The sequence below is a fragment of the Microbacterium oleivorans genome, from assembly GCF_023715745.1.
Lineage (GTDB): Bacteria > Actinomycetota > Actinomycetes > Actinomycetales > Microbacteriaceae > Microbacterium > Microbacterium oleivorans_D.
The window spans coordinates 650,712-673,415 of sequence record NZ_JAMBOV010000001.1; the positions used below are offsets into that span (position 1 = coordinate 650,712).

Sequence of the window (22,704 nt, forward strand, 5' to 3'; positions counted from 1 at the left end):
GGGCTGCCGGGGGCCCGTGCGGGGCGGCGCGGCATCCGCTCGGGTATACATGGAGGCATGGCCGTCCGCACTCCCGACCCCGACCCGAACGAGCGCGACGACGAGGGATCCGCGCGCGATCCGCTGCGGGGGCTCGGCTCCTCGATGGGCCGCCCGGGCTCCGCCGGCAACCCCGCATGGCTGAGCGACGTCGAGCTCGCGGAGGCCCGCCGTCGTCTGCCGATGCTCTACGTCGAGGCCGTGCCGGTGCGGCTGGACGGCATGGGAGCGGTGACCGAGGTCGGCATCCTGCTGCGCGCGACGCCCATGGGCGAGATCTCGCGCACCATCGTGTCGGGCCGCGTGCGCTACGGCGAGACCGTGCGCGACGCGCTGTTCCGCCACCTCGAGAACGACCTCGGCCCGATGGCCTTCCCGCTGCTGCCGCCGCAGCCGGCGCCGTTCACGGTCGCCGAGTACTTCCCGATCCCCGGCGTGAGCGCGTTCCACGACGACCGGCAGCACGCGGTGTCGCTCGCCTTCGTCGTGCCGGTGACGGGAACGTGCGAACCGCGCCAGGACGCGCTCGAGGTCACCTGGATGTCGCCCGAGGAAGCCGCATCCGACGCCCTCGCCGCCGAGATGGAGGGCGGTCGCTCGACGCTCGTGCGCCAGGCGCTCGCCTCGGTCGGCGCGCTTCGGTAGGCGTCAGCCGCGCGTCAGGCGGGAGAGCTCGGCGACGAACGCGTCGACGTCGGACTCGGTCGTGTCGAACGAGCACATCCAGCGCACCTCGTTCTTCGAGGCGTCCCAGTCGTAGAAGCGGAACGACTCGCGCAGCCGGTCGGCCACGCCGTCGGGCAGGATCGCGAAGACGCCATTGGCCTGCGTCGGCTGGCTGAAGCGCACCCCGGCGATCGACCCGTCCGCGAGACCCGCCTCGACCGCGGAGCGCAGGCGTGCCGCCATCCCGTTCGCGTGACGTGCGTTGCGCAGATAGAGGTCGTCCTCGTAGAGCGCGATCAGCTGTGCAGACACGAAGCGCATCTTCGATGAGAGCTGCATGTTGAGCTTGCGCAGGAAGGGGAGACCTGCGGATGCCGCGGAGTCGAGCACGACGATCGCCTCCGCAGCGAGGGCGCCGTTCTTCGTTCCGCCGGCGCTCACGACGTCGACTCCCGCGTCGCGCGTGAAGGCCCGGATCGGCAGGTCGAGGGCTGCGGCGGCGTTCGACAGGCGCGCGCCGTCGAGGTGCAGCCGCATGCCGCGCGCGTGCGCGTGGTCGGCGAGGGCGCGGATCTCGTCGGGGGTGTAGAGAGTGCCCAGTTCGGTCGACTGGGTGATCGACACGACGAGCGGCTGCGCGCGGTGCTCGTCGCCCCAGCCCCACGCCTCGCGGTCGACGAGCTCGGGGGTGAGCTTGCCGTCGTCGGTGGGCACGTTGAGGATCTTGATGCCGGCGACCTTCTCGGGAGCGCCGCCTTCGTCGACGTTGATGTGGGCGGTGGATGCCGCGACCACGGCTCCCCACCGCGGCAGCATCGACTGAAGGCCGGTGACGTTCGCTCCGGTGCCGTTGAAGACCGGGAACGCCTGCGCCTCCTCGCCGAAGTGACGCGCGAAGACCTGCTGCAGACGCTCCGTGTAGACGTCCTCGCCGTAGGCGATCTGGTGCCCGTCGTTGGCGGCGGCGAGGGCGGCGAGGACCTCGGGGTGCACGCCCGAGTAGTTGTCGCTGGCGAAGGAACGGATCGTCGGGTCGTGGAGCGTCGTCACCCCTCCAGCCTAGGTCGCCGCGGCCTCTGTCTTCCCCGTGTCGGCGCCCGGCGCTACCCTCACCGCATGAGCGACGCGACGACTCCGACGCGCACGGTTCCGCCGGGCGGTATGCGCACCTTCCTGCACGTGCTCGTGAACACGGCCGTCGCGAACGTCACCACGAGCTTCCTCTGGTTCGCGCTGACCTTCTGGGTCTACCTCGAGACGGAGTCGGTGCTCGCGACGGGCATCATCGGCGGCGCGTACATGCTGCTGCTCGCGATCTTCGGCATGGTGTTCGGCACGCTCGTCGACCGGTTCCGCAAGCACGCCGTGATGGTGTTCTCCGGCGTGTTCACGCTGGCCGCCTTCCTCGCCGCCGGGGCCATCTACCTCGCGCAGCCCGAGTCCGCGATCCTCGACCTCGGCGGCCCCTGGTTCTGGCTGTTCTCGAGCATCATCCTCATCGGCGCGGTGGTGGAGAACCTCCGCAACATCGCCCTGTCCACCACGGTGACCCTCCTCGTGCCCACCGAACGCCATGCGAACGCCAACGGGCTCGTCGGCACCGTGCAGGGCATCGCCTTCATCGTGACGAGCGCGCTGTCGGGCCTCGCGATCGGCCTGGTCGGCATGGGATGGACGCTCGCCGTCGCGATCGCCTTCACGGCGGTGCCGCTCGTCCACCTGCTGTTCGTCCGCATCCCCGAGGATCGACCGACGCCCGATCCGGGGTCGAAGATCCTCGACATCCGAGGAGCGGCCGCGGCCATCCGTGCCGTCCCGGGACTGTTCGCGCTCATCCTCTTCTCGACGTTCAACAACCTCATCGGCGGCCTCTACATGGCGCTGATGGACCCCTACGGACTCGAGCTGTTCGACGTCAGGATCTGGGGTGCCGTGCTGGCCGTGACGGCGACCGGCTTCCTCATCGGCGGCGGCATCATCGCGGCGAAGGGCCTCGGCAAGAACCCGATCCGCACGCTCCTGCTGGCGGTCGCCGTCATGGGGCTCCTCGGTGCGGTGTTCACGCTGCGCGAGTGGTGGTGGCTGTACGCGCTGGGAATCTGGGCGTACATGACCCTCATCCCCGTGATCGAGTCCGCTGAGCAGACGGTGATCCAGAAGGTCGTCCCGTTCGAGCGGCAGGGCCGGGTGTTCGGCGCCGCGACGGCCCTGGAGGTGTCGACCGGGCCGATCACGTCGTTCGCGATCGCACCGATCGCCGAGTTCTGGGTCATCCCCTACCTGCGCACCGACGAGGGGCGGCGCACGTGGTCGTGGCTGCTCGGCGAGGGGGAGATGCGCGGGATCGCGCTGATCTTCCTCGTCGGCGGGCTGATCATGGTGGCCGCGGCGCTCGCCGCGTTCCTGACCCGCTCGTATCGGACCCTGTCCGCGGAGTACCGCGAGGCGCCCGAGACGACCGAAGCGGATGCCGGGGGTCCCGGCATCCCGTCCTCGTCCCGCGAAGCCGCGGGCGGCGTCGCCGCGGACTGAGCCCGCGAAGTGCGCGCGTCATAGGTGGCCGTGACGCGGCCTTCTGCGGAGGCGCCCTTCGGCGAGACTGGGAGTATGACGAACACCGCGACCGACACCGCGATCCCCGCCCTGGTGATCACGGATGCGCGCGTCCATGTCAGCCCTGAACACGTCAGGACGGGAGATCTGGCCACCGAGGGCGGGCGGATCGTCGCCCGGGCCGCACCGGACCCGATACGCATCGACGGCTCGGGGGCGTCGGTCGTTCCGCTCCTGGTCGACACGGTGTTCGACGAGGCGGAACCACCGGCATCCGATGCCTTCGACCTCGTTCCGGGCAACCCGGCCTCGTTCGCCCTCGTCGCCGGCTCCGTCTCGGCGAGCAGCATCCGCCATCAGCTCGTCGTCCACCCACGGCAGCTTCGTGCCGTGGTCGTCGACGGTGCGGTCTTGGTCCGAGACGGCGTGCCGGTGCGGCCTGAGGATGAGGGCTCGGGTGTCTCCGCGGACGGGAGGCTGGGCGCCTACCGCGACACCATCCGCGATATGACGCAGCACCTGCTGTCGAACGGACGGTACACGGAGACGCGCGGCGGCCGTCGTGACGCCTACACGGGCCGCTACTGGATCGACGGGGATCGGGTCACCTATCTCGACGACACCGGATTCTGGGCTTTCGGCCAGTTCCACGGCGACGTCCTCCATCACGCCGGCTTCGTCCTCCGCCCGGTGCACTGATCCGCGGCGGCCGGCATCCCCCCGGAGCCGGCCGCCGGCGGATCAGGCGTCGGTGGCCCGGATGCCGGCGACGCCGGCGATGACGGGACGCATCTTCTTCTCGAGGGCCTCGAAGAACATCGACAGCGGGAACTCGTCGTCCATCACGGCGTCGGTGTAGCCCTTCGGGGATCCCGCGAGGATCTCGTCAGAGAGGCCGCGCGCCCACTGCGAGGCGGGGTGGGGGGTGACCGTCTGGCGGACGAGGTCGTAGGCGGCGAGCCAGTGGGCGACCTTGGGGCGGTCGATCGACTCCCAGTAGAGGCGGTCGATCGCGTCGCTCAGCGCGATCACGGCGTCGGCGACGCGGTCCCACTCGAACGCGAGCGACGTGTCGGTCCAGTGCAGGACGCCGCGCTGGTGCAGCCAGGCGAACAGCAGCTGACCGCCGAGGCCGTCGTAGTTGCGGACGCGGGTGCCGGTGATCGCGAAGCGGAAGATGCGATCGAAGAGGACGGCGTACTGCACGAGGCCCGCGTGCTCGAGCATCTCGGCTTCGGCATCCGTCAGCTGCGCCTTCGCCGACAGGTCCTTCTCGATGGCGACGCACTCGCGGAACGCGGTCAGGTCGCACCGCAGCTCCTCCAGCGAGTACAGGAAGAACGGCATCCGCTGCTTGATCATGAACGGGTCGAACGGCAGGTCGCCCCGCATGTGGGTGCGGTCGTGGATGAGGTCCCACATCACGAAGGTCTTCTCCGCCAGCCGCTGATCGTCGAGCAGCCGGGCGGCGGCTTCGGGCAGCTCCAGGCGGGTGATCTCGGATGCCGCCCGCACGACGCGGCGGTAGCGCGCCGCCTCGCGGTCCTGGAAGATCGCACCCCACGTGAACGTCGGGATCTCGCGCATGGCGACGGTCTCGGGGAAGAGGACCGCCGAGTTGGTGTCGTACCCGGGGGTGAAGTCGAGCAGACGGAACGAGACGAACAGCCGGTTCGTGTAGGTCTGCTCGAGCTCGGCGATGAACTCCGGCCAGATCGTCTCGACGAGCACGGCCTCGACCTTGCGGTCGCGGGTGCCGTTCTGCGTGTACATCGGGAACACGACGAGGTGGCGGAGCCCGTCGATGCGGTGCTCCTGCGGCTGGAAGGCGACGAGCGAGTCGAGGAAGTCGGGCACGCCGAAGCCCTCGGACACCCAGCGCTCGAAGTCCCGGACGCTCGCCTCGAGGTAGTCCGCATCATGCGGGAAGGCGGGGGCGAGCGAGCGGATGCCGGCGGTGATCGCCTCGACGTGACCGCGGGCGGCGTCGTGGTCGACGGCCTCGGGCACCGAGCCGTCGGCGATCTGCAGGTCCTGGAGGGCGGTCGCGGCATCCCGCAGCATCGTCCAGGCCGCGGAGGTCTCCGCCTGACGGGCGTCCTCGACGACCTCGGGCATTCCGATGATCGTCGACGTGATGACGGTGCTCATGGCGGACCTCCTATCGGTTCCTCACGGTTTCCTGACGATACTACGAGAATATTTCCTGCACTTCGAGACTTTGACCGGAAGGATCCCATGCGATGTCGTCTGCGGTACCGTCGGAGCGTGGCCGCAGACGAGACCGACACCGCCGACACCGCCATCATCGCGGCCCTGTCGGCCAACGCCCGGGCGACGCTCGCCGACCTCTCCGCGGTCGCCGGACTCTCGGTCTCCGCGACGCAGGCGCGGGTCCGCCGCCTCGAGGCGCGCGGCCTCATCGCGGGCTACCGCGCGGTCATCGACCCCGAGGTCGCGGGCAAGCCGCTCGCGGCGTTCGTCGAGATCACCCCGCTCGATCCCGGCCAGCCCGACAACGCGCCCGAACTCATCGCGCACCTCGACGAGATCGAGGCATGCCACTCCATCGCCGGCGACGCGGCCTACATGCTGTTCGTGCGCGTGGCCACCCCGCGCGACCTCGAGCGGCTGATCCGCGACATCCGCTCCGCCGCCTCGGTCAACACGCGCACGACCGTCGTCCTGCAGACCTTCTTCGAGCACCGCCCCCTGTCCCCGGCCTGACGCTGTCGCCGCCCGCCGGGGTGTCAAGGGGAGGCGCGGGGCGCAGGGCGCCCCCTAGCGTGGCGGGATGAGCGACACCCCCATCGGTTCCGAGGTCCTCGTCGTCGCCAACGCTCGGTCGGGTGCCTCGCTGGGGCGGCCCGACCGCGTCCCCGATGTGCAGCGGCGGATGCCGGGTGCCACCGTGCACCGTCTGAATGAGGACGAGACTCTCGACGAGGTCGTCGCAGCGGCCGTGGCCGGTGATCACGCGCCCCAGGTCCTCGCGATCCTCGGCGGCGACGGATCGGTCTCGCGCGCCGCGCACCTCGCCCGTCGCCACGACCTCACCCTGCTCGTCCTCCCGAACGGCACGTTCAACCACTTCGCACGATCGGCCGGCATCGAGGATGTCGACGCCGGCCTCGACGCGTATGCGGCGGGACACGTGCGTCCCGTCGCGGTCGCCGAGGTGTCGGTCGACGGCGGCGAGCCGATCACGGTCCTCAACGCTGTCTCGCTCGGCGCTTACCCCGAGTTCCTCGCCGAGCGCGAGCGCCGCACGAGTCTCGGCAAGTGGTGGGGCGGCGCCGTGGCCGCCTGGCGCGAGGTCCACGGCGCGCACCCTGTCGACGTCGCGCGCGGCGGCAAGCGGGCCCGGGTGTGGTCGGTGTTCGCCGGGGTGGGCCGCAACGACCCCGAGCGGATCGCGACGATGCAGCGGGCGACGCTGCACGACGCCGTCATCGACGTCCGTGTGCATCACGCGCGCGGCTCACGGCTGCGGGCCGTCGCGTCGCTCGCCTTCGGGAAGAACACCGTCAAGGTCCTCCGCGCACTCCGGGTGATGCCCCCGGCATCCGATCTGGAACGCATCCTCGACGACGACTTCATCCTCGAGGTGGGCGCCGGAAGCGCCCCGGACATCTGGGTGCACGACGGCGAGCTCGAGAAGGTGGGCGCCGACGGGTTCCGGATGCGGGTGCGCGCGGTGCCCGACGGGCTGCGGGTCTACCTCCCCGCCGAGCGCGACTGACCACGGGATACATCCGGGGGCGGATGCCGCCACGGGCCCGACCGCGTAGCGTCGGGGGAGTGTTCCGCAAGCTCCGCCCCTATCAGGCCGCCGTCGATGCGGCCGTCGCGGTGCTGTTCGCGCTGGTGGCGCTGCCGTACGAGTTGAACACCGGGACGATGTCGTCACCCGTCGGCGGGTGGTCGGCGATCCCGGTCGTCTTCCTCATGGCCGGCGCCCTCGGCCTGCGACGGTTCTCGCCCGGTTTCGCCCTCGCCGTCGCCTGGGTCGGCGCCGTGGTGCAGATGGGGTTCGGCCGCGGTCCGAGCTTCGCCGACATCGCTATCTTCGCCGTCCTGTACGCGACGGCGGCCTATGGATCCCGCCGCGTCTTCTGGCTGGGGCTCTCCTCCGTCGTCCTCGGCGCCGGGACGATCACGGCCTACCTCTTCCGGTGGGCGTTCCTCGGCACGGGCTCGCTGTCCGACATCCCGACCCTGATCTTCGTCCTGCTGGCCGCCCTCTTCGCGCTCGGTCTCTCCTGGACCGCGGGCGCCCTCGCCCGCACGGCGCTCCGCGCCCGGGCGAATCGTGCGGCGCAGTCGCGCGCCGAGGCCGAGACGGCCGCCGAGCAGGAGCGCACGCGCATCGCCCGCGACATGCACGACATCGTCGCGCACTCACTGGCCGTCATCATCGCGCAGTCCGATGGTGCGCGGTACGCCGCGGCATCCGATCCGGCGGCGCAGTCCGACGCCCTCGGCACCATCTCGTCGACGGCGCGCGCGGCGCTGTCGGACGTGCGGCTGCTGCTCACTCAGATGCGCCATTCGCAGGCCGAAGGGCCGCAGCCGACGCTCGCCGACCTCGAGCAGCTGTATGCGCAGGTGCGGGCGGCGGGCACGCCGCTGCGCGTCGACGTCGACCCCGCTCCCACGGCCGAGGTTCCGGCGTCGGTGCAGCTCGCCGTGTACCGGATCCTGCAGGAGGCCCTGACCAACGCGATCCGCCACGGCGGCGACGGCGGGGTCGACGTCGCGCTCGCGTGGCATCCCGACCGCGTCGATCTCTCGGTGCGCAACGACCTCGTCGCCGCGCCGGCGGGCGAGAAGCGCGCCCCCGGGCACGGGCTCATCGGCATGCGCGAGCGGGCGCAGCTGATCGGCGGCCGTCTGGACGCCGCGCCGGCCGGCTCGTCCTTCCTCGTGTCGGGGTCGCTGCCGATCGGCGCGCCCGCCGCATGATCCCCTCTGGAGACCCCGCATGACCCCGATCCGCGTCGTCCTCGTCGACGACCAGGCCCTCTTCCGCGCCGGCATCCGCATGGTCGTCGCCTCGCAGCCCGACCTCGAGGTCGTCGGCGAGGCCTCCGACGGCGCGCAGGCCATCGAGGTCGTCCGCGCGACCCGCCCCGACGTCGTCATGATGGACATCCGGATGCCGGTGATGGACGGCCTCGCCGCGACCGAGGCGCTGCTCGCCGACCCGGATCCGCCCAAGGTCGTCATGCTGACGACCTTCGACCTCGACGAGGCGGCCGCACGCGCCATCCAGCGCGGGGCGAGCGGGTTCCTGCTGAAGGACGCCGATCCCGAGTTCCTGCTCGCGGCGATCCGCACCGTCCACGCCGGGTCGTCCGTCATCGCCGCCGCAGCGACCCGCGACCTGTTCGCGTCGCTCGGCGAGCAGACCCGACCGGTCCCGCCGTCCTTCGGCTCCCTCACCGACCGCGAGCGCGAGATCTTCCAGCTCGCGGCGCGGGGGCTGTCCAACGCCGAGATCGCGGCGCGGGAGTTCCTCTCCGAGGCCACCGTGAAGACCCATGTCAGTCGCATCCTCGCCAAGCTCAGCCTGCGCGACCGCGTGCAGCTCGTCGTCTTCGCGTTCGAGCACGGTCTGGCCTGACGCGCGGCCGCCCCGATGGCGGATGCCGGATCATCCTCGCGATGTATGCGGAGGCGCCGTCAGGCCGACGCGGCGCGGATGGCCTGCTCCGTAGCGTCGGAGGCATGGAGATCACGACCACCGACCTGGGCCTCGCCGCCCGCGTCCAGCACCTGACCAAGACCTACGGCGGGGGCGAGTCGATCGTCCGCGCGCTCGATGACGTGACCGTCGGCATCCGCCGCGGGGAGTTCACCGCGATCATGGGGCCCTCGGGCTCGGGCAAGTCCACCCTCATGCACATCATGGCCGGACTGGATGCCCCGGCGTCCGGCCGCGTCTGGATCGGCGACACCGACATCACGGGCCTCTCCGACGTCGAGCTGACGATCCTGCGCCGGCGCCGGGTGGGCTTCGTCTTCCAGTCCTTCAACCTCGTCCCGGCCCTCGACGCGATCGGCAACATCCTGCTGCCCTTCGACCTCGACGGCCGCCGGCCGACCTCGCAGGAGCGCACGCGCATCGACGGTCTCGTCGAGACCCTGGGCCTCGGGCCCCGCCTGCGACACCGCCCGCACCAGCTCTCGGGCGGTCAGCAGCAGCGCGTCGCGATCGCCCGCGCCCTCGCGACCGCTCCCGACCTGGTGTTCGCCGACGAGCCGACCGGCAACCTCGACTCCCGCAGCGGACGCGAGGTCCTCTCGCTGCTGGCTGCGGCCAGCGCCGAGCACGGTCAGTCCATCGCAATGGTCACCCATGACCCGGTCGCGGCGTCGTACGCCGACCGCGTGCTCTTCCTCGGCGACGGGCGCATCGTCGCCGACAAGCCGCGTCAGAGCGCCGAGCAGATCTCGGCCCACATGCTCAGCACGGAGGTGACGGCGTGACCACCCTCACCGCTCCGGCCGCCGCCGTCGCCACCGTGCCCGGCGCTGCCCGCTCGTCCCGTCTCGCATGGCTGCGGGAGCGGGGGATGGGCGCGACGATCCTCGTCTCGGCCATCTCGACGGCCTTCGGTGTCGTCCTGCTGTCCGCGACCGGGTACATCTCCGCGGTGCTCAGGGCCAACCCGATGTACGGCTCATCCGACACGATGATCGTCGTGCTGGCTCTGCTGAGCGGCATCCTGCTCGCCGTGGCCGTCTACGTCGCCGCCATCGTGACGGCCAACACGTTCTCGACCATCATCGCCGGCCGCACCCGGCGCATCGCCCTCCTGCGGCTGATCGGCGCGACCGCCCGGTCGCAGCGGAGCGAGGTCGCGCGGCAGGGACTGACCGTCGGCGCGATCGGCGCCCTCCTCGGGCTCGGTGCGACGACCCTCGCGATGCTTCCCGCGGTTCCCTTCCTCGATCGGGCCCTCGGGGTCACGTCGGACTGGTCGCCCGTGCAGCCGGTGCTCCTCCTCCCGACGATCGCCGTCGCCCTGACGACGTGGGTCGCTGCCTGGTCCGGGTCGCGACGCGTGCTCACCGTCACGCCCCTGGAGGCCCTCGGCGGGTCCGTCGAGCGCTCCCGCGAGGAGATCGCCGAGGGTCGGGGTCGCAAGACCACGGCCATCGTGCTGGGTGCGCTGGGCGCCCTCCTCCTCGGCGGGGGGCTGCTGCTCGGTCTCCTCAGCCCCGTCGGTGTGCTCGTCGCCTTCTTCGGCGGTCTGTTCAGCTTCACGGCCGTCGCGATCAGCGCGGTCTCGATCATGCCTCCGCTCCTGCGAGCGACCGGGCGCCTGTTCGGGAGGTCCGTCACCGCGCGGCTGGCGGCGGAGAACGCCGTCCGCTACCCGGAGCGCTCGAGCCGCATGGCCATCGGCGTCGTCATGGGTGTCGCGCTCGTCGTGATGTTCGCGGTCGCCGCCGAATCCGCCAAGGCCCTCGTCACGGCCTCGGGCGGCGGCGAGCCGGACCCGTCCTTCAACGAGATGATGGACGTGTTCTCGACGGTCATGATGTGCCTGGTCGCCGTCAGCGCGGTCATCGCCGCCGTCGGCCTCGTGAACCTCCTCACGATCGGTGTCGTCCAGCGCAAGCGCGAGCTCGGTCTGCTGCGCGCGCTCGGGCTGACGTCGGCGCAGATCCGTCGGATGGTGCTCATCGAGGCTGCCCACGTCACCGTCACGGCGCTGCTGTTCGGCCTGACCATGGGTGTCCTCTACGGCTGGGTCGCGGCGCAGTCGCTCCTCGGGTCGGTCGCCGTCCCGCCGCTGTGGATGTCGCCGACGTTCGTCGCGCCGGCCGTCCCCTGGCTTCCCGTGGCGATCGTCGTCGTGGCGACGGCCGCGCTGACCCTGGCGGCCGCGGTCGCCCCCACGCGGATCGCGACGCGCACCGCTCCCGTCGAGGCGTTGTCGGAGTGAGACCGTCGCCCCTCCGCGTGATCTGTCCGGGTCACGGGGAGGGGCGGCATCCGTTCGTCAGGCCTCGGCAGCGGGCGGGTCGTAGGACCACGTGGGCGCGAGCGCACGCAGGCGGATGCCGCGGTACTGCCACGCCGCCCACAGCAGCGGCCAGAGGGGCAGCGCCGCAGGGCCGCCGATCGTGAGGCGGTCGCGCCACAGCGTCTTCGACGGATCGCCCGGCAGAGGGCTCACCGCCATCTGGTGGTCCCAGACGTCGAGGGCTGCGAGGGGACCGGTGAGGGGGATGCCGCTGTCGCGGAAGATCCGCACCGGACCGTTCGTGTCCTCGGTGTACCGGTCGCTCGCGTGGATGAGCTGCTGACCGACCGGGATGAGGCCGAGTGCGCGGATCTCGACCGGCACGTCGGCTCCAGGCTCGAACGAGGTCGGAAGCGCCGCGGCCATGGGACCCATGTCGAGCAGCGGCCCGTACAGCTCGGTCACCGCGCGCGGGGAGTGCAGGGCGCGCCAGGCGGCGTCGGCGGTGCAGTCGAGCTCGAGCTTGAGGAGGATCCGCATGCGTCCACTCTCGCATTCCTCCGTGGTACCGGATACGTTGGGAGCGCTCTCAGGCCCTCCTCGCTCCGGCGACTCCGCGAAAGACCCCCATGCCTCTCGAACCCGCCATCGAATCCGGCGACCGCTCGCACACCCTCGCCCCCGTCGAGTCCGTCGCGCAGATCTCGTCGATGCTGCTCGACACCGACCCGACCCTCGACCCGGCGCTCGCCGAGATCGCGCGCACGGCCGCGGCCGAGGGGGTCGTACTCCTGACCAACGACGGCACCCTGCCGCTGGGCGAGCGCGCCGTCGCCGTGTTCGGCCGGGTCCAGGTCGACTGGTTCGCCGTCGGGTACGGCTCGGGCGGCGACGTGAAGGTGCCCTACATCTGGAACCTGCTCGCGGGGCTCCGCGACGCGGGCGTCCGCGTCGACGACGGACTCGCGACCGTCTACTCGACCTGGTGCGCCGAGAACCGTCCGGTGTTCACCGCCAACTGGGGCCAGTGGCCGCACCACTTCCCGGAGATGCCGATCGACGACGTCGACGTCGCAGCCGCCGCCTCTCGCGCCGATACCGCGGTCGTCGCCATCGGTCGCGCGGCCGGCGAGGCGCGCGACAGCATCCTCGAGGCCGGGAGCTACTACCTGACCTCGGCGGAGCGCACCCTCCTCGACGCCGTCACCACTCACTTCGACCGCGTCGTCGTCGTCATCGACGCGGGGAACGTGATGGACCTCTCGTGGATCGTCGACTACGGCGACCGGATCAGCGCCGTCCTGTTCGCCTGGCAGGGCGGCATGGAGGGCGCCCGCGCGGTCGCGGGTGTGCTGGCGGGCGAATCGACGCCCAGCGGCAAGCTCACCGACACCATCGCGCGCAGCTACGAGGACTACCCGAGCTCCTCGAACTTCGGCGGCCTCGACGTCAATGTCTACGCGGAGGACGTCTTCGTCGGTTACCGCTACTTCGAGACGTTCGCGCCCGACCGCGTGCTGTTCCCCTTCGGACACGGTCTGTCGTACACGACCTTCGACCTGTCGGCGACGTCGACCACGGACGCCGGCACCCTGACCCTCGATGTCGTCGTCACCAACACCGGGGAGCGCGCCGGCAAGGAGGTCGTGCAGGTCTACACCGGTGCCCCCGATGGAGCCCTCGGCAAGCCCGCCCGTCAGCTGGCGGCGTTCGCCAAGACGGGGCTGCTCGCGCCGGGGCAGAGCGAGACGATCCGCCTCGGAGTGCGTCTCGACGACCTCGCGTCGTACGACGACAGCGGTGCGACCGGCACCCGGAACGCGTGGGTCCTCGAGGCGGGCGCGTACCCCGTGTTCGTGGGGACCGACGTGCGCTCGGCCTCGCGCGTCGCCGGGTTCGAGGTGCCCGAGACCCGGGTGGTGCGCACCGCCGCCGAGGTCGCCGCCCCCGTCCACGCCTTCGAGCGCCTCACGCTCGCCCGTGCCGCCGACGGCTCCGCCGTCATCGCCCGTGAGACCGTGCCCCGGCGCACGGTCTCACGGGCAGAGCGGATCCTCTCCGCTCTGCCCGCCGAGATCCCGCCGACGGGGGACCGGGGTATCGATCTCTCCGACGTCGCGCGCGGCGGCGCGTCCCTCGATGACTTCGTCGCGCAGCTCAGCGACGAGGAGCTCTCACTGCTCGCCCGCGGCGACGTCACGATGGACAGCCCGCTGGGAGCCGCCGGCAACGCCGGAGTGCTGGGCGGGGTGTCCGAGTCGCTGCGCGCCAAGGGGGTGCCGCCGATCACCACGACCGACGGTCCGAGCGGCATCCGGCTGTCCGCGTACGCCTCGCTGCTGCCGTCGGGGACGGCGTTCGCCTCGACCTGGAACGTCGCCCTCATCGAGGAGCTCGCCGCCCTGCACGGGCAGGAGATGCTGCGCAAGGGCTCGGACGTCCTGCTGAGCCCCGGCATGAACATCCACCGGGACCCGCTGTGCGGCCGGAACTTCGAGTACTTCAGCGAGGACCCGGTCGTCTCGGGACGCATCGCCGCGGCCGTCGTGCGAGGTGTGCAGAGTGCCGGGCTCGCGGCCTGCCCGAAGCACTTCGCCGCCAACAACCAGGAGACCAATCGCACCCGCAACGATTCGCGGGTCTCCGAGCGGGCCCTTCGGGAGATCTACCTGCGCGGCTTCGAGATCTGCGTCCGCGAGGCCGCGCCCCGCCTGATCATGACCTCTTACAACCAGATCAACGGCGTGTGGGCGCACTATCACCACGACCTCGTGACGGTCGTCCTCCGCGAGGAGTGGGGCTATGAGGGCACCGTCATCACCGACTGGTGGATCGAGGAGTCCGTCGACCCCGACTTCCCCGCCCTCGAGGACAACGCGTACCGGGTCCGCGCGCAGGTGGACGTCCTCATGCCGGGCGGCGTGAAGAAGGACGGTGCGCCGCAGGCGTACGCGGACACGACGATCCTCGACTCCCTCGCCCGGGCGGAGGGGATCACCCGCGGTGAGCTGCAGCGCACGGCGCGGAATGTGCTGCGGCTCGCTGTGGCGCTGAAGCCGGTCGTCGACGCTCGTACGCTGGAGGGATGACCGCGAGCCCGTTCGACCAGTCCCGCTACCAGCTGCGCTTCGACTGGGGGCAGGAGGGCCTCCGCCGGCTCGCCCCCGCCGACGTCGTCGTGGTCGTCGACGTGCTGCGCTTCTCGTCGACCGTGTCGGCGCAGGTCGCCGGCGGCGAGGCGGTACCGCACGACGACACCGCGCACGCCGTCTCCCGCAACGGTGCCGCCGTCGCCTCCGCGGCTGCCGACGCCGGTGCGGTCGTCTTCCTGGGGTGCCTTCGCAATGCGACGGCGGTCGCCCGTGCGGTGCTGGCCGAACAGAACCGCCGCGCTGCGCGGACGAGCGTCAACGTGATCGCCGCGGGGGAGCTCTCCGGACCGAAGGATGCTGCGATGCTCCGATTCTCCGTCGAGGACCAGCTCGGGGCCGGCGCGGTCTTCGCCGCCCTCGAGGCGCTCGGGCTCGACCATTCCTCGCCGGAGGCGGCCGCGGCGTCCGAGTCGTTCCGCGGCCTGCGCTCCGCCGTCCGACACCTGCTGACGGCGAGCGGATCGGGGCAGGAGCTCCTCGAGGTCGACCGGCGCGCCGAGGTGCTCGCCGCCGCAGTCCACGACGCCGACGACGCGGTGCCGGTCCTGCGGGACGGCGTGTGGCGCGCGTACGAGGCGGTCAGCGCGGAGTGAGGGCCGCGCGTCGGGTCTCGGCGGTGATCTCCCGGCGTCGCCACGTGATGAGGTGACGCGGGTCGAAGGTCGGTGCGCAGCGCGCGCACGAGGTCGCGCGCGTCGCCTTGCGATGCCGGTACGCGACGTGACCGGCGGGGCACACCCCGACCCAGGGGGCGAGCTCCGTCGCCGTCTCACCGCGGTGCGTCACCCCGCCGGTGTAGCCGAGTGAGCGTGCGACGCGCTTCCAATCCGCGCCGTGGCCCGCAGCGGCGCCGGCGATCGCGTGGGCGATCTCGTGCAGGATCGTCTGCCGGTTGGTCTCCGCGTCGTACCGCACGGCCAGGTAGCGCGAGAGCGTGATGCGTTTGCGCAGGTAGTCGCACGCGCCCGCGCGTCGCTTCGCGTTGTCGAAGGCGAAGCTCCACGAGTCGTCGAGCAGCTGCCCCAGCAGGGACTCCGCCTCGCGGCGGACGTCGATGAGATCGCTCATGCCAGCACGATAGAACGGATGTACGACACTCGCCCGTAACGGCTCAGCTCGCGACCGTGGAACGGTTGCGGCGCCGGTCCACGGCGTCGATCGCGAGGAGCGTGGACTCCAGCTGCTCCTCGGGGGCACCGGCCTCCTGGCGCAGGAAGAGCGCCTTCTTGAAGTCCGCCCGCGCTGAGGCGTCGTCTCCCGCGTCGAAGTGCACCTTGCCGCGGTGCTGGCAGCCGAACGCGGCGACCGCGGCCCAGCCCTGGCCCTCGGCCTCCTCGACGCACGTGTTGAGCTCGTGGATCGCCGCCGCGTACGCGCCGCGGAACTGCTGGACGGTGGCGCGCAGCATGCGGGCCCGCAGCAGGTCCTTGCGCGTGCCGGCCATCCGCGCGAGGCGGACGGACTCCTCCGAGACGACGAGAGCGTCGTCGAGACGCCCGGTGACCTTGAGGAGCCAGACCTTCTCGAGCATCGCCGCGAGGCTGCGCTGCTCGCCGAGCTCGACGAGCCGAGCCTGGCATTCGTCGAGGTCGACGATCTCTCGGAGTGTCTCCGGGTCGTATCCCTTGATGAAGCCCACGGCCATTCCTTCCCACCCAGCGACGTGTGCCTCCAGTGTCGCCGGGCGGTGCCCGGAATCGGCTGAGGGCGCGCCGCGCGTCGTGGCCTCAGCGGTCGAAGACGGATGCCGCGGGCTTCGGCGACGCGGTGGCGTCGGCATCCGTCATGATCCGCGCACCGCGCGCGAACGCCTCGAGCTCGGCGCCGTGGGCGACCTTCGCCGGGTGCGGCCCCGCCGCCATGAGCCGGGGCAGCCAGTCCATCGGCAGCGGCGCCGGCGACGCGGCGATGACGATGTTGCCGAATCGGCCGCTCTTGAGGGTGCGCACCTCGGCCAGCAGCACGACGTGCTCGAGCACCGACCGCACCGTCGCGACCTGGCGCCGCGCGAAGGCCAGCCCGCTGCCGTCGGCGATGTTCACCAGCAGGATGCCGGTGGGGGCGAGGAGCCCCGCGAGGATGCGGTAATACTCCACGCTCGTGATGTGCGCGGGTGTCTGCGCACCGGCGAAGACGTCCGAGACGACGAGGTCGGCGTTGCCCACGACGCCCGCCGGCAGGCGTGCCGCGACGTCGCGCGCGTCGCCGATGCGTACCCGGAGCTGCCCCGTGCGCGGGAGCGGCAGATGCTCGCGGACCAGGTCGATGAGCGCCTGCTCGAGCTCGATGACCTGCTGACGCGACCCCGGACGCGTGTGCTCGACGTACCGGGGGAGGGTCATGGCACCGGCGCCGAGGTGCACGGCAGTGAGGGGTTCGCCCGGCATCCCGATCTGGTCGATCACGGCGCCCATGCGGGCGACGTACTCGAAGTGCAGGTGCGACGGATCGTCGAGGTCGACGTGCGACTGCGGCGTCGTGTCGACGATGAGTTCCCAGCCGCCGGCGAAGCGGCCGGGCACGATGCGCGCCTGCCGCCCGTCGGACAGTCTCGCGACAGGCGGGTCGATCGGGTCGCGGGAGCGGGCCATTCGTCTACGGTAGCCCGCAGGAAGAAACACGATCGAGATGCAGATGTAACCGCTTGCCCGCAGTGCGGCAGGTAGCGTCAGCGGCATCCCTTCGGCAGCGCCGCCCACCCGGCGCGTTGCCGACGAGCCTCATCGGAAGGTGCACAGCAATGCTCCCCATTTCCAGGAAGCGGGTGGTCGTGGGCGCCGCGGCCCTCGTCATCGGTGCGCTCGCGCTCAGCGCGTGCGCCAGTCAGCGCGGCGAGAGCGGCGAGGGCGAAGGCGCGGCCGACGTCGACGGCACGTTCGTCTTCGGCGCGTCGGCCGACCCGGCCAGCCTCGACCCCGCGTTCGCCCAGGACGGCGAGACCTTCCGCGTCTCGCGTCAGATCTTCGAGGGCCTCGTCGGCACCGAGCCCGGCACGGCCGACCCGGCGCCGCTGCTCGCGGAGTCGTGGGAGACCTCGGACGACTCGCTGAGCTACACCTTCGCGCTCAAGGAAGGCGTCACCTTCCACGACGGCACCCCGTTCAACGCGGAGGCCGTCTGCTTCAACTTCGACCGCTGGTACAACTGGGAGGGCCTGGCCGCCAGCGAGGCGCTCGGCTACTACTACAACAAGCTCTTCAAGGGCTACGCGTCGAGCCCCGACACCGCCGTCTACGACTCCTGCACCCCGGATGGAGACACATCGGTCACCATCGCCCTGAAGAAGCCGTTCGCCGGCTTCGTCGCGGCGCTCTCGCTCCCCGCCTTCGGGATGCAGTCGCCGACCGCTCTCGAGGAGTACAGCGCGGATGAGGTCGGCGGCACCGCCGAGGCTCCGACGCTCAGCGAGTACGCGATGGGCCACCCCGTGGGCACCGGCCCCTACAAGTTCGACGAATGGTCGCCGGGCGAGCAGCTGACGCTGAGCTCCTACGAGGACTACTGGGGCGACGCCGGCCAGATCGACGAGATCATCTTCCGCGTGATCGACGACCCGACCGCACGCCGCCAGGCGCTCGAGTCCGGCTCGATCGACGGTTACGACCTCGTCGGCCCCGCCGACACGGCCGCTCTCGAAGAGGACGGCTACACCATGGTGTCGCGTCCGCCGTTCACGATCCTGTACCTCGCCTTCAACCAGGCGGTCCCCGAGCTGCAGGACCCGAAGGTCCGTGAGGCGCTCTCCTACGCGGTCGACAAGGATGCGCTCATCTCGCAGGTCCTCCCCGAGGGCACCGAGAAGGCGACGCAGTTCATGCCGCCGACCGTGAACGGCTGGAACGCCGACGTCACGACGTACGACTACGACCCCGAGAAGGCGAAGCAGCTGCTCGCCGAGGCCGGCTACGACGAGTCCAATCCGCTCACGCTGACCTTCAACTACCCGGTCAACGTCTCGCGTCCGTACATGCCGGACCCCGAGCAGATCTTCACCGTCCTCTCGTCGCAGCTGAACGAGGTCGGCGTCGAGACCACGCCGCAGTCGAACGAGTGGGGCGAATACCTCGACCTCATCACCGGCGGCACGGACCACGGCATCCACCTGCTCGGCTGGACGGGCGACTACAACGACACCGACAACTTCCTGGGCGTCTTCTTCGGCCAGAAGTCAGCGGAGTGGGGCTTCGACAACCCCGAGCTGTTCGAGGCTCTCACCGACGCCCGCGGGATCGCGGACCTCGACGAGCAGACGCAGGTCTACTCAGACATCAACGAGCAGGTCGCCGAGTTCATCCCCGGTGTCCCGCTCGCCCACCCGGCTCCCACCCTGGCCTTCGACCCGCGCGTCGAGAGCTACCCGGCGAGCCCGGTGAACGATGAGGTGTTCAGCGAGATCGTCCTCACGAAGTAAGCCGATCGGGGTGGCTTCGGCCGCCTGACCGGTGCGGGGCGGGAGATCCTCCCGCCCCGCACCGCCCTCCACGAAAGCGACACCCGTGCTGCGAACCATCGGCAAAAGACTCCTGCTGCTGATCCCCACCCTCCTCGGCCTGAGCATCCTCCTGTTCTGGTGGGTGCGGACCCTCCCCGGAGGGCCCGCCCAGGCCCTGCTCGGCGAGAAGTCGACCCCCGAAGCGGTCGCCCGCATCAACGAGCTCTACGGCTTCGACCGGCCGCTCCTCGAGCAGTACTTCACGTGGATCGGCAGGCTCCTCTCCGGCGACTTCGGCAGCTCGCTGCAGACCAGTCGGCCGGTGCTCGAGGAGTTCCTCCGCCGCTTCCCCGCGACGATCGAGCTCTCGATCGCCGCGCTGGTCATCGCCGTCGGCGTCGGTGTGCCCCTCGGGTACTGGGCGGCCCGCCGCCACGGCAAGGCGGCCGACAGCGCCGCGGTCGTGTTCAGCCTGCTCGGCATCGTCGTGCCGGTCTTCTTCCTGGCCTTCATCCTCAAGTACGTCTTCGCCGTCCAGCTGGGCTGGCTGCCCTCCGACGGGCGTCAGAGCCCCCGCATCGACGCGACCCACTACACGAACTTCTACGTGTTCGACGGTCTCATCACCGGGGAGTTCGACGCGGCCTGGGATGCCGTCCTGCACCTGATCCTGCCCGCGCTGGCGCTCGGCACGATCCCCCTCGCCATCATCGTGCGCATCACCCGGGCATCCGTCCTCGAAGTCCAGAACGCCGATTACGTGCGCACCGGCAAGGCGAAGGGCGTGCCGGGGGCGCTGCTGCGCAACCGGTTCATCCTCCGCAACGCGATGCTGCCGGTGATCACGACGATCGGCCTGCAGGCGGGTCTGCTCCTGTCGGGGGCGATCCTCACCGAGACCGTCTTCGCGTTCCCCGGCATCGGGTCGTTCCTCGCGGGGGCGATCTTCAACCGCGACTTCCCGGTCCTCCAGGGCTTCATCATCTTCATCGCGGTCGTCTACGCGCTCATCAACCTGCTCGTCGACGTCTCGTACAGCCTGATCGACCCGAGAGTGAGGGTCTCATGAGCACCGTCCTTCCCCCCGCAGCCGGCGGCAGCCCCGCTGAGGACGCGACCGCCGTCGACCTCAAGGCCGGCAGCGGCGGCGCGCCGCGTGGCGGCTTCTGGCACGACGTGTTCCGGCGCCTGCGCCGCAGCCCCACCGCCTGGGCGGGTCTCGCCATCGTGCTGCTGTTCGTCCTCGTGGCCCTCCTCGCGCCGCTGCTCGCGCCGTATCCCGAGACGGCCCTGCCCGGCGCACGCGAGATCACCCCGACCTTCATCCCCGGACCCGGCGAGATCGCGTCGTTCCCGCTCGGCCTCGACCGGTTCGGCGGCGACGTCCTGTCGAAGCTCATCTGGGGCGCCCGGGCGTCCCTCGTCATCGGTGTCGTCTCCACGGCCTACGGCCTCATCGGCGGGATGCTGCTGGGGCTCATCGCCGGTACGTTCGGCGGCTGGGTCGACAACCTGATCATGCGACTCGTCGACATCCTGCTCTCGGTGCCGAGCCTGCTCCTCGCCGTCTCGATCGCGGCGATCCTCGGGCAGAACCAGAACTCGGTCATGATCGCCATCGGTGTCGCACAGGTCCCGATCTTCGCGCGCCTGCTGCGCGCCTCGATGCTGCAGCAGCGCTCGGCCGACTACGTCCTCTCGGCGCAGACCCTCGGCCTCGGTCGCGGGCGCATCACCATGACGCACGTGCTGCCCAACGCGGTCGGCCCGGTCATCGTGCAGGGCACGCTCTCGCTGGCGACGGCCGTCATCGACGCCGCCGCTCTGTCGTTCCTCGGCCTCGGCGGCGGCCGCCCCGAAACGGCGGAATGGGGGCGCATGCTCACCTACGCGCAAGCCGAGCTCGCCATCGCGCCGTGGCTCGCGTTCCTCCCCGGCATCTGCATCGCCATCACCGCCCTCGGGTTCACCCTGTTCGGCGAGGCGCTCCGCGAGGCCATGGACCCCCGCACCCGCGGGCGCTGAGCATGAGCCGACGGCGGCTGATCGTCGTGATCGCGCTGCTCGTCGTCGTGGTCTCCGGTCTCGTCGCGGCCCACCTCTCGGGCGGACTGGGCAACTCGGCGGTTCCTTGATCAGCGAGGGGTAGCCGCTGCGGGGGATCGCTTCGCCGGCCACCCTCCGGGGCGGTTCCGAGTTCGGTCCGCGCGGGTCAGACGGCGATGTCGAGCTCGTTGCCGGGGATCGAGGCGAGCAGGTTGCGGGTGTACGGATCGCGCGGGTTGGTGAAGATCTCTTCGCTCGAGGCGGCTTCGACGAGTGCGCCGTCCTTCATGACGCACACGTAGTCGCTGATGAGGCGCACGACGGCGAGGTCGTGCGAGATGAACAGGTAGCTCAGGCCGTACTCGGTCTGCAGGTCGCGCAGCAGCGAGAGGATCTGGTCCTGCACGAGCACGTCCAGCGCCGACACGGGCTCGTCGCAGACGATGAGCTCGGGGGAGAGAGCCAGGGCGCGCGCGATGGCGACGCGCTGGCGCTGGCCGCCCGAGAGCTCCGACGGGTAGCGACGCAGCGCCGACTCGGGCAGCGCGACATCGTCGAGCAGCTTCCGCACCCGAGCGGCACGGTCCTTCGCGGAGCCGCGGCTGTAGAAGTCGAGGGGCTCCTGGACGATGCGCTCGATCGTGAACATCGGATTCAGCGACGAATACGGGTCCTGGAAGATCGGCTGCACCTTCTGGCGGAACTCCCGCAGCTGACGTCCCCTGAAGGATGCCACATCCGTGCCGTCGAAGCGGATCGTCCCCTCCGTCGGGTCGACGACCTTCAGCAGCATCCGCGCCGTCGTCGTCTTGCCCGAGCCGGACTCGCCGACGATCGCGACGGTCTCGCCGCGGGGGATCGAGAAGGACACGTCCTTGACGGCCGCGAAGTCCTCCTTCTGGCCACGAACGTTGTAGAGCTTGGTGAGCCCCTCGACCTCGACGATGTTGTCGACCGGCTTCGGCGCGGCATCCGGGGTCGGCGCGGTGAATGCCTCGGGCCGCAGACGCGCGACCGCGACGGATGGGGCCGCCTTCACGAGGGACTGGGTATACGGATGCTGCGGCTCTTCGAGGATCTGCCGGGCGGGGCCCTGCTCGACGATGCGCCCGCGGTGCATGACGACGACACGGGCGGCGCGCTCGGCGGCGAGCCCGAGGTCGTGCGTGATGAGCAGGACCGAGGTGCCGAGCTCGGTGGTCATGCGACCGAGCTGGTCGAGGATCGTCTTCTGCACCGTCACGTCGAGCGCGCTCGTGGGCTCGTCCGCGATGAGCAGACGGGGGTTGCAGGCGAGCCCGATGGCGATGAGCGCGCGCTGGCGCATGCCGCCCGAGAACTCGTGCGGGTACTGCTTCGCGCGCTCCTCGGCGTTCGGGAGCCCTGCTGCCGCGAGGGTCTCGACGACCTTCCGGTCGACGTCTTTCTTCGTCGCCAGCCCGTGCGCGAGGAGGGTCTCGGCGACCTGCGTGCCGATCTTCGAGGTCGGGTTGAGGTTCGACATCGGGTCCTGCGGCACGAGTCCGATCTGGGCTCCGCGGATGCCGCGCATCGTCGCCTCCGACGCTCCGACGAGCTCCTGCCCGTCGAGGCGGATGCTGCCCTGCGCGACCTTGCCGTTGCCGGCCAGCAGGCCGATCACCGCCATCGCGGTCGTCGACTTGCCCGAGCCCGACTCGCCGACGATGGCGACCGTCTCACCGGCGGCCAGGTCGAGGTCGACACCCTCCACGGCGCGCACCGCTCCGTCGATGGTCTGGAACTCGACCGCGAGGTCGCGCACCTGGAGGAGGGGCGTGCCGGCGGCGGGGGTGGTGGCGAAGGGCATGGGTCCATC

The 22,704-nt window shown here is 71.0% G+C and carries 21 protein-coding genes; 14 read left to right on the forward strand and 7 right to left on the reverse strand.

Going from position 1 to position 22,704, the window contains the following annotated elements:
* The first annotated feature begins 57 nt into the window (after positions 1-57).
* Positions 58-684 carry an NUDIX hydrolase family protein gene (locus tag M3190_RS03005; RefSeq protein WP_251578166.1) on the forward strand — a complete coding sequence of 209 codons (627 nt, stop codon included), beginning with the start codon at positions 58-60 and terminating at the stop codon, positions 682-684.
* 3 nt (positions 685-687) lie between these two features.
* On the opposite strand, the gene M3190_RS03010 is transcribed toward M3190_RS03005, so the two are convergent.
* Positions 688-1,755, reverse strand: a complete 1,068-nt coding sequence (locus M3190_RS03010; protein ID WP_251578168.1) for a threonine aldolase family protein — start codon at positions 1,753-1,755, stop codon at positions 688-690.
* 66 nt (positions 1,756-1,821) lie between these two features.
* Between M3190_RS03010 and M3190_RS03015 the strand changes: the two genes are divergently transcribed.
* Together M3190_RS03015 and M3190_RS03020 are read left to right on the forward strand one after the other, a co-directional pair.
* A complete protein-coding gene (locus M3190_RS03015) occupies positions 1,822-3,237 on the forward strand; it encodes an MFS transporter (protein ID WP_285875702.1) in 1,416 nt (471 codons plus the stop codon).
* Positions 3,238-3,312: 75 nt separating this feature from the next.
* Complete coding sequence (locus tag M3190_RS03020; RefSeq protein WP_251578170.1) at positions 3,313-3,957, forward strand: Atu4866 domain-containing protein; 645 nt, start codon at positions 3,313-3,315, stop codon at positions 3,955-3,957.
* A 42-nt stretch (positions 3,958-3,999) separates the two neighbouring features.
* Here M3190_RS03020 and M3190_RS03025 read toward each other — a convergent pair whose 3' ends face one another.
* Entirely contained in the window at positions 4,000-5,409 is a 1,410-nt protein-coding gene (locus M3190_RS03025) for a DUF6421 family protein (RefSeq protein WP_251578172.1), read from the reverse strand.
* Positions 5,410-5,526: 117 nt separating this feature from the next.
* Between M3190_RS03025 and M3190_RS03030 the strand changes: the two genes are divergently transcribed.
* The 6 genes from M3190_RS03030 to M3190_RS03055 all read left to right on the forward strand — a co-directional run bounded on the left by M3190_RS03030 (position 5,527) and on the right by M3190_RS03055 (position 11,216).
* Positions 5,527-5,985 carry an Lrp/AsnC family transcriptional regulator gene (locus M3190_RS03030; protein WP_251578174.1) on the forward strand — a complete coding sequence of 153 codons (459 nt, stop codon included), beginning with the start codon at positions 5,527-5,529 and terminating at the stop codon, positions 5,983-5,985.
* A gap of 67 nt (positions 5,986-6,052) precedes the next feature.
* Positions 6,053-7,000 (forward strand): diacylglycerol/lipid kinase family protein, encoded by a 948-nt coding sequence (locus M3190_RS03035; protein ID WP_251578176.1) that lies wholly within the window; start codon positions 6,053-6,055, stop codon positions 6,998-7,000.
* A gap of 59 nt (positions 7,001-7,059) precedes the next feature.
* Positions 7,060-8,223, forward strand: coding sequence for a sensor histidine kinase (locus M3190_RS03040; RefSeq protein ID WP_251578178.1), 1,164 nt, complete (start codon positions 7,060-7,062; stop codon positions 8,221-8,223).
* Between the two features lie 19 nt (positions 8,224-8,242).
* Positions 8,243-8,884, forward strand: a complete 642-nt coding sequence (locus tag M3190_RS03045; protein ID WP_251578180.1) for a response regulator — start codon at positions 8,243-8,245, stop codon at positions 8,882-8,884.
* A 104-nt stretch (positions 8,885-8,988) separates the two neighbouring features.
* Positions 8,989-9,750, forward strand: coding sequence for an ABC transporter ATP-binding protein (locus tag M3190_RS03050; RefSeq protein WP_251578182.1), 762 nt, complete (start codon positions 8,989-8,991; stop codon positions 9,748-9,750).
* Positions 9,747-11,216, forward strand: a complete 1,470-nt coding sequence (locus tag M3190_RS03055) for an FtsX-like permease family protein (protein ID WP_439957998.1) — start codon at positions 9,747-9,749, stop codon at positions 11,214-11,216. Before M3190_RS03050 ends, M3190_RS03055 begins: the two co-directional genes overlap by 4 nt.
* 57 nt (positions 11,217-11,273) lie before the next feature.
* On the opposite strand, the gene M3190_RS03060 is transcribed toward M3190_RS03055, so the two are convergent.
* A complete protein-coding gene (locus M3190_RS03060) occupies positions 11,274-11,777 on the reverse strand; it encodes a hypothetical protein (protein ID WP_251578184.1) in 504 nt (167 codons plus the stop codon).
* 89 nt (positions 11,778-11,866) lie between these two features.
* On the opposite strand from M3190_RS03060, the gene M3190_RS03065 reads away from it, so the two are divergent.
* Entirely contained in the window at positions 11,867-14,326 is a 2,460-nt protein-coding gene (locus M3190_RS03065; protein WP_251578186.1) for a beta-glucosidase, read from the forward strand.
* Positions 14,323-14,982 carry a 2-phosphosulfolactate phosphatase gene (locus tag M3190_RS03070; RefSeq protein WP_251578188.1) on the forward strand — a complete coding sequence of 220 codons (660 nt, stop codon included), beginning with the start codon at positions 14,323-14,325 and terminating at the stop codon, positions 14,980-14,982. The genes M3190_RS03065 and M3190_RS03070 overlap by 4 nt, the downstream gene beginning before the upstream one ends.
* Here the strand turns inward: M3190_RS03070 and M3190_RS03075 are convergent.
* The 3 genes from M3190_RS03075 to M3190_RS03085 form a co-directional block, all read right to left on the reverse strand.
* Positions 14,969-15,457, reverse strand: coding sequence for a SprT-like domain-containing protein (locus M3190_RS03075; protein ID WP_251578190.1), 489 nt, complete (start codon positions 15,455-15,457; stop codon positions 14,969-14,971). The genes M3190_RS03070 and M3190_RS03075 overlap by 14 nt on opposite strands.
* Positions 15,458-15,500: 43 nt before the next feature.
* Positions 15,501-16,028 carry a hypothetical protein gene (locus tag M3190_RS03080; RefSeq protein ID WP_251578192.1) on the reverse strand — a complete coding sequence of 176 codons (528 nt, stop codon included), beginning with the start codon at positions 16,026-16,028 and terminating at the stop codon, positions 15,501-15,503.
* 88 nt (positions 16,029-16,116) lie between these two features.
* Complete coding sequence (locus M3190_RS03085; protein WP_251578194.1) at positions 16,117-16,980, reverse strand: spermidine synthase; 864 nt, start codon at positions 16,978-16,980, stop codon at positions 16,117-16,119.
* 149 nt (positions 16,981-17,129) lie between these two features.
* Here M3190_RS03085 and M3190_RS03090 point away from each other — a divergent pair, with 149 nt between their 5' ends.
* The 3 genes from M3190_RS03090 to M3190_RS03100 all read left to right on the forward strand — a co-directional run bounded on the left by M3190_RS03090 (position 17,130) and on the right by M3190_RS03100 (position 20,846).
* On the forward strand, positions 17,130-18,800 hold the full coding sequence (locus M3190_RS03090; RefSeq protein WP_251578196.1) for an ABC transporter substrate-binding protein: 1,671 nt from the start codon (positions 17,130-17,132) through the stop codon (positions 18,798-18,800).
* 85 nt (positions 18,801-18,885) lie between these two features.
* Positions 18,886-19,890 carry an ABC transporter permease gene (locus M3190_RS03095; RefSeq protein WP_251578198.1) on the forward strand — a complete coding sequence of 335 codons (1,005 nt, stop codon included), beginning with the start codon at positions 18,886-18,888 and terminating at the stop codon, positions 19,888-19,890.
* Positions 19,887-20,846: an ABC transporter permease gene (locus tag M3190_RS03100; RefSeq protein ID WP_251578200.1), complete on the forward strand. Its 960-nt coding sequence runs from the start codon at positions 19,887-19,889 to the stop codon at positions 20,844-20,846. Before M3190_RS03095 ends, M3190_RS03100 begins: the two co-directional genes overlap by 4 nt.
* A gap of 187 nt (positions 20,847-21,033) precedes the next feature.
* Here M3190_RS03100 and M3190_RS03105 read toward each other — a convergent pair whose 3' ends face one another.
* Entirely contained in the window at positions 21,034-22,695 is a 1,662-nt protein-coding gene (locus M3190_RS03105; protein WP_251578201.1) for an ABC transporter ATP-binding protein, read from the reverse strand.
* Between the last annotated feature and the right edge of the window lie 9 nt (positions 22,696-22,704).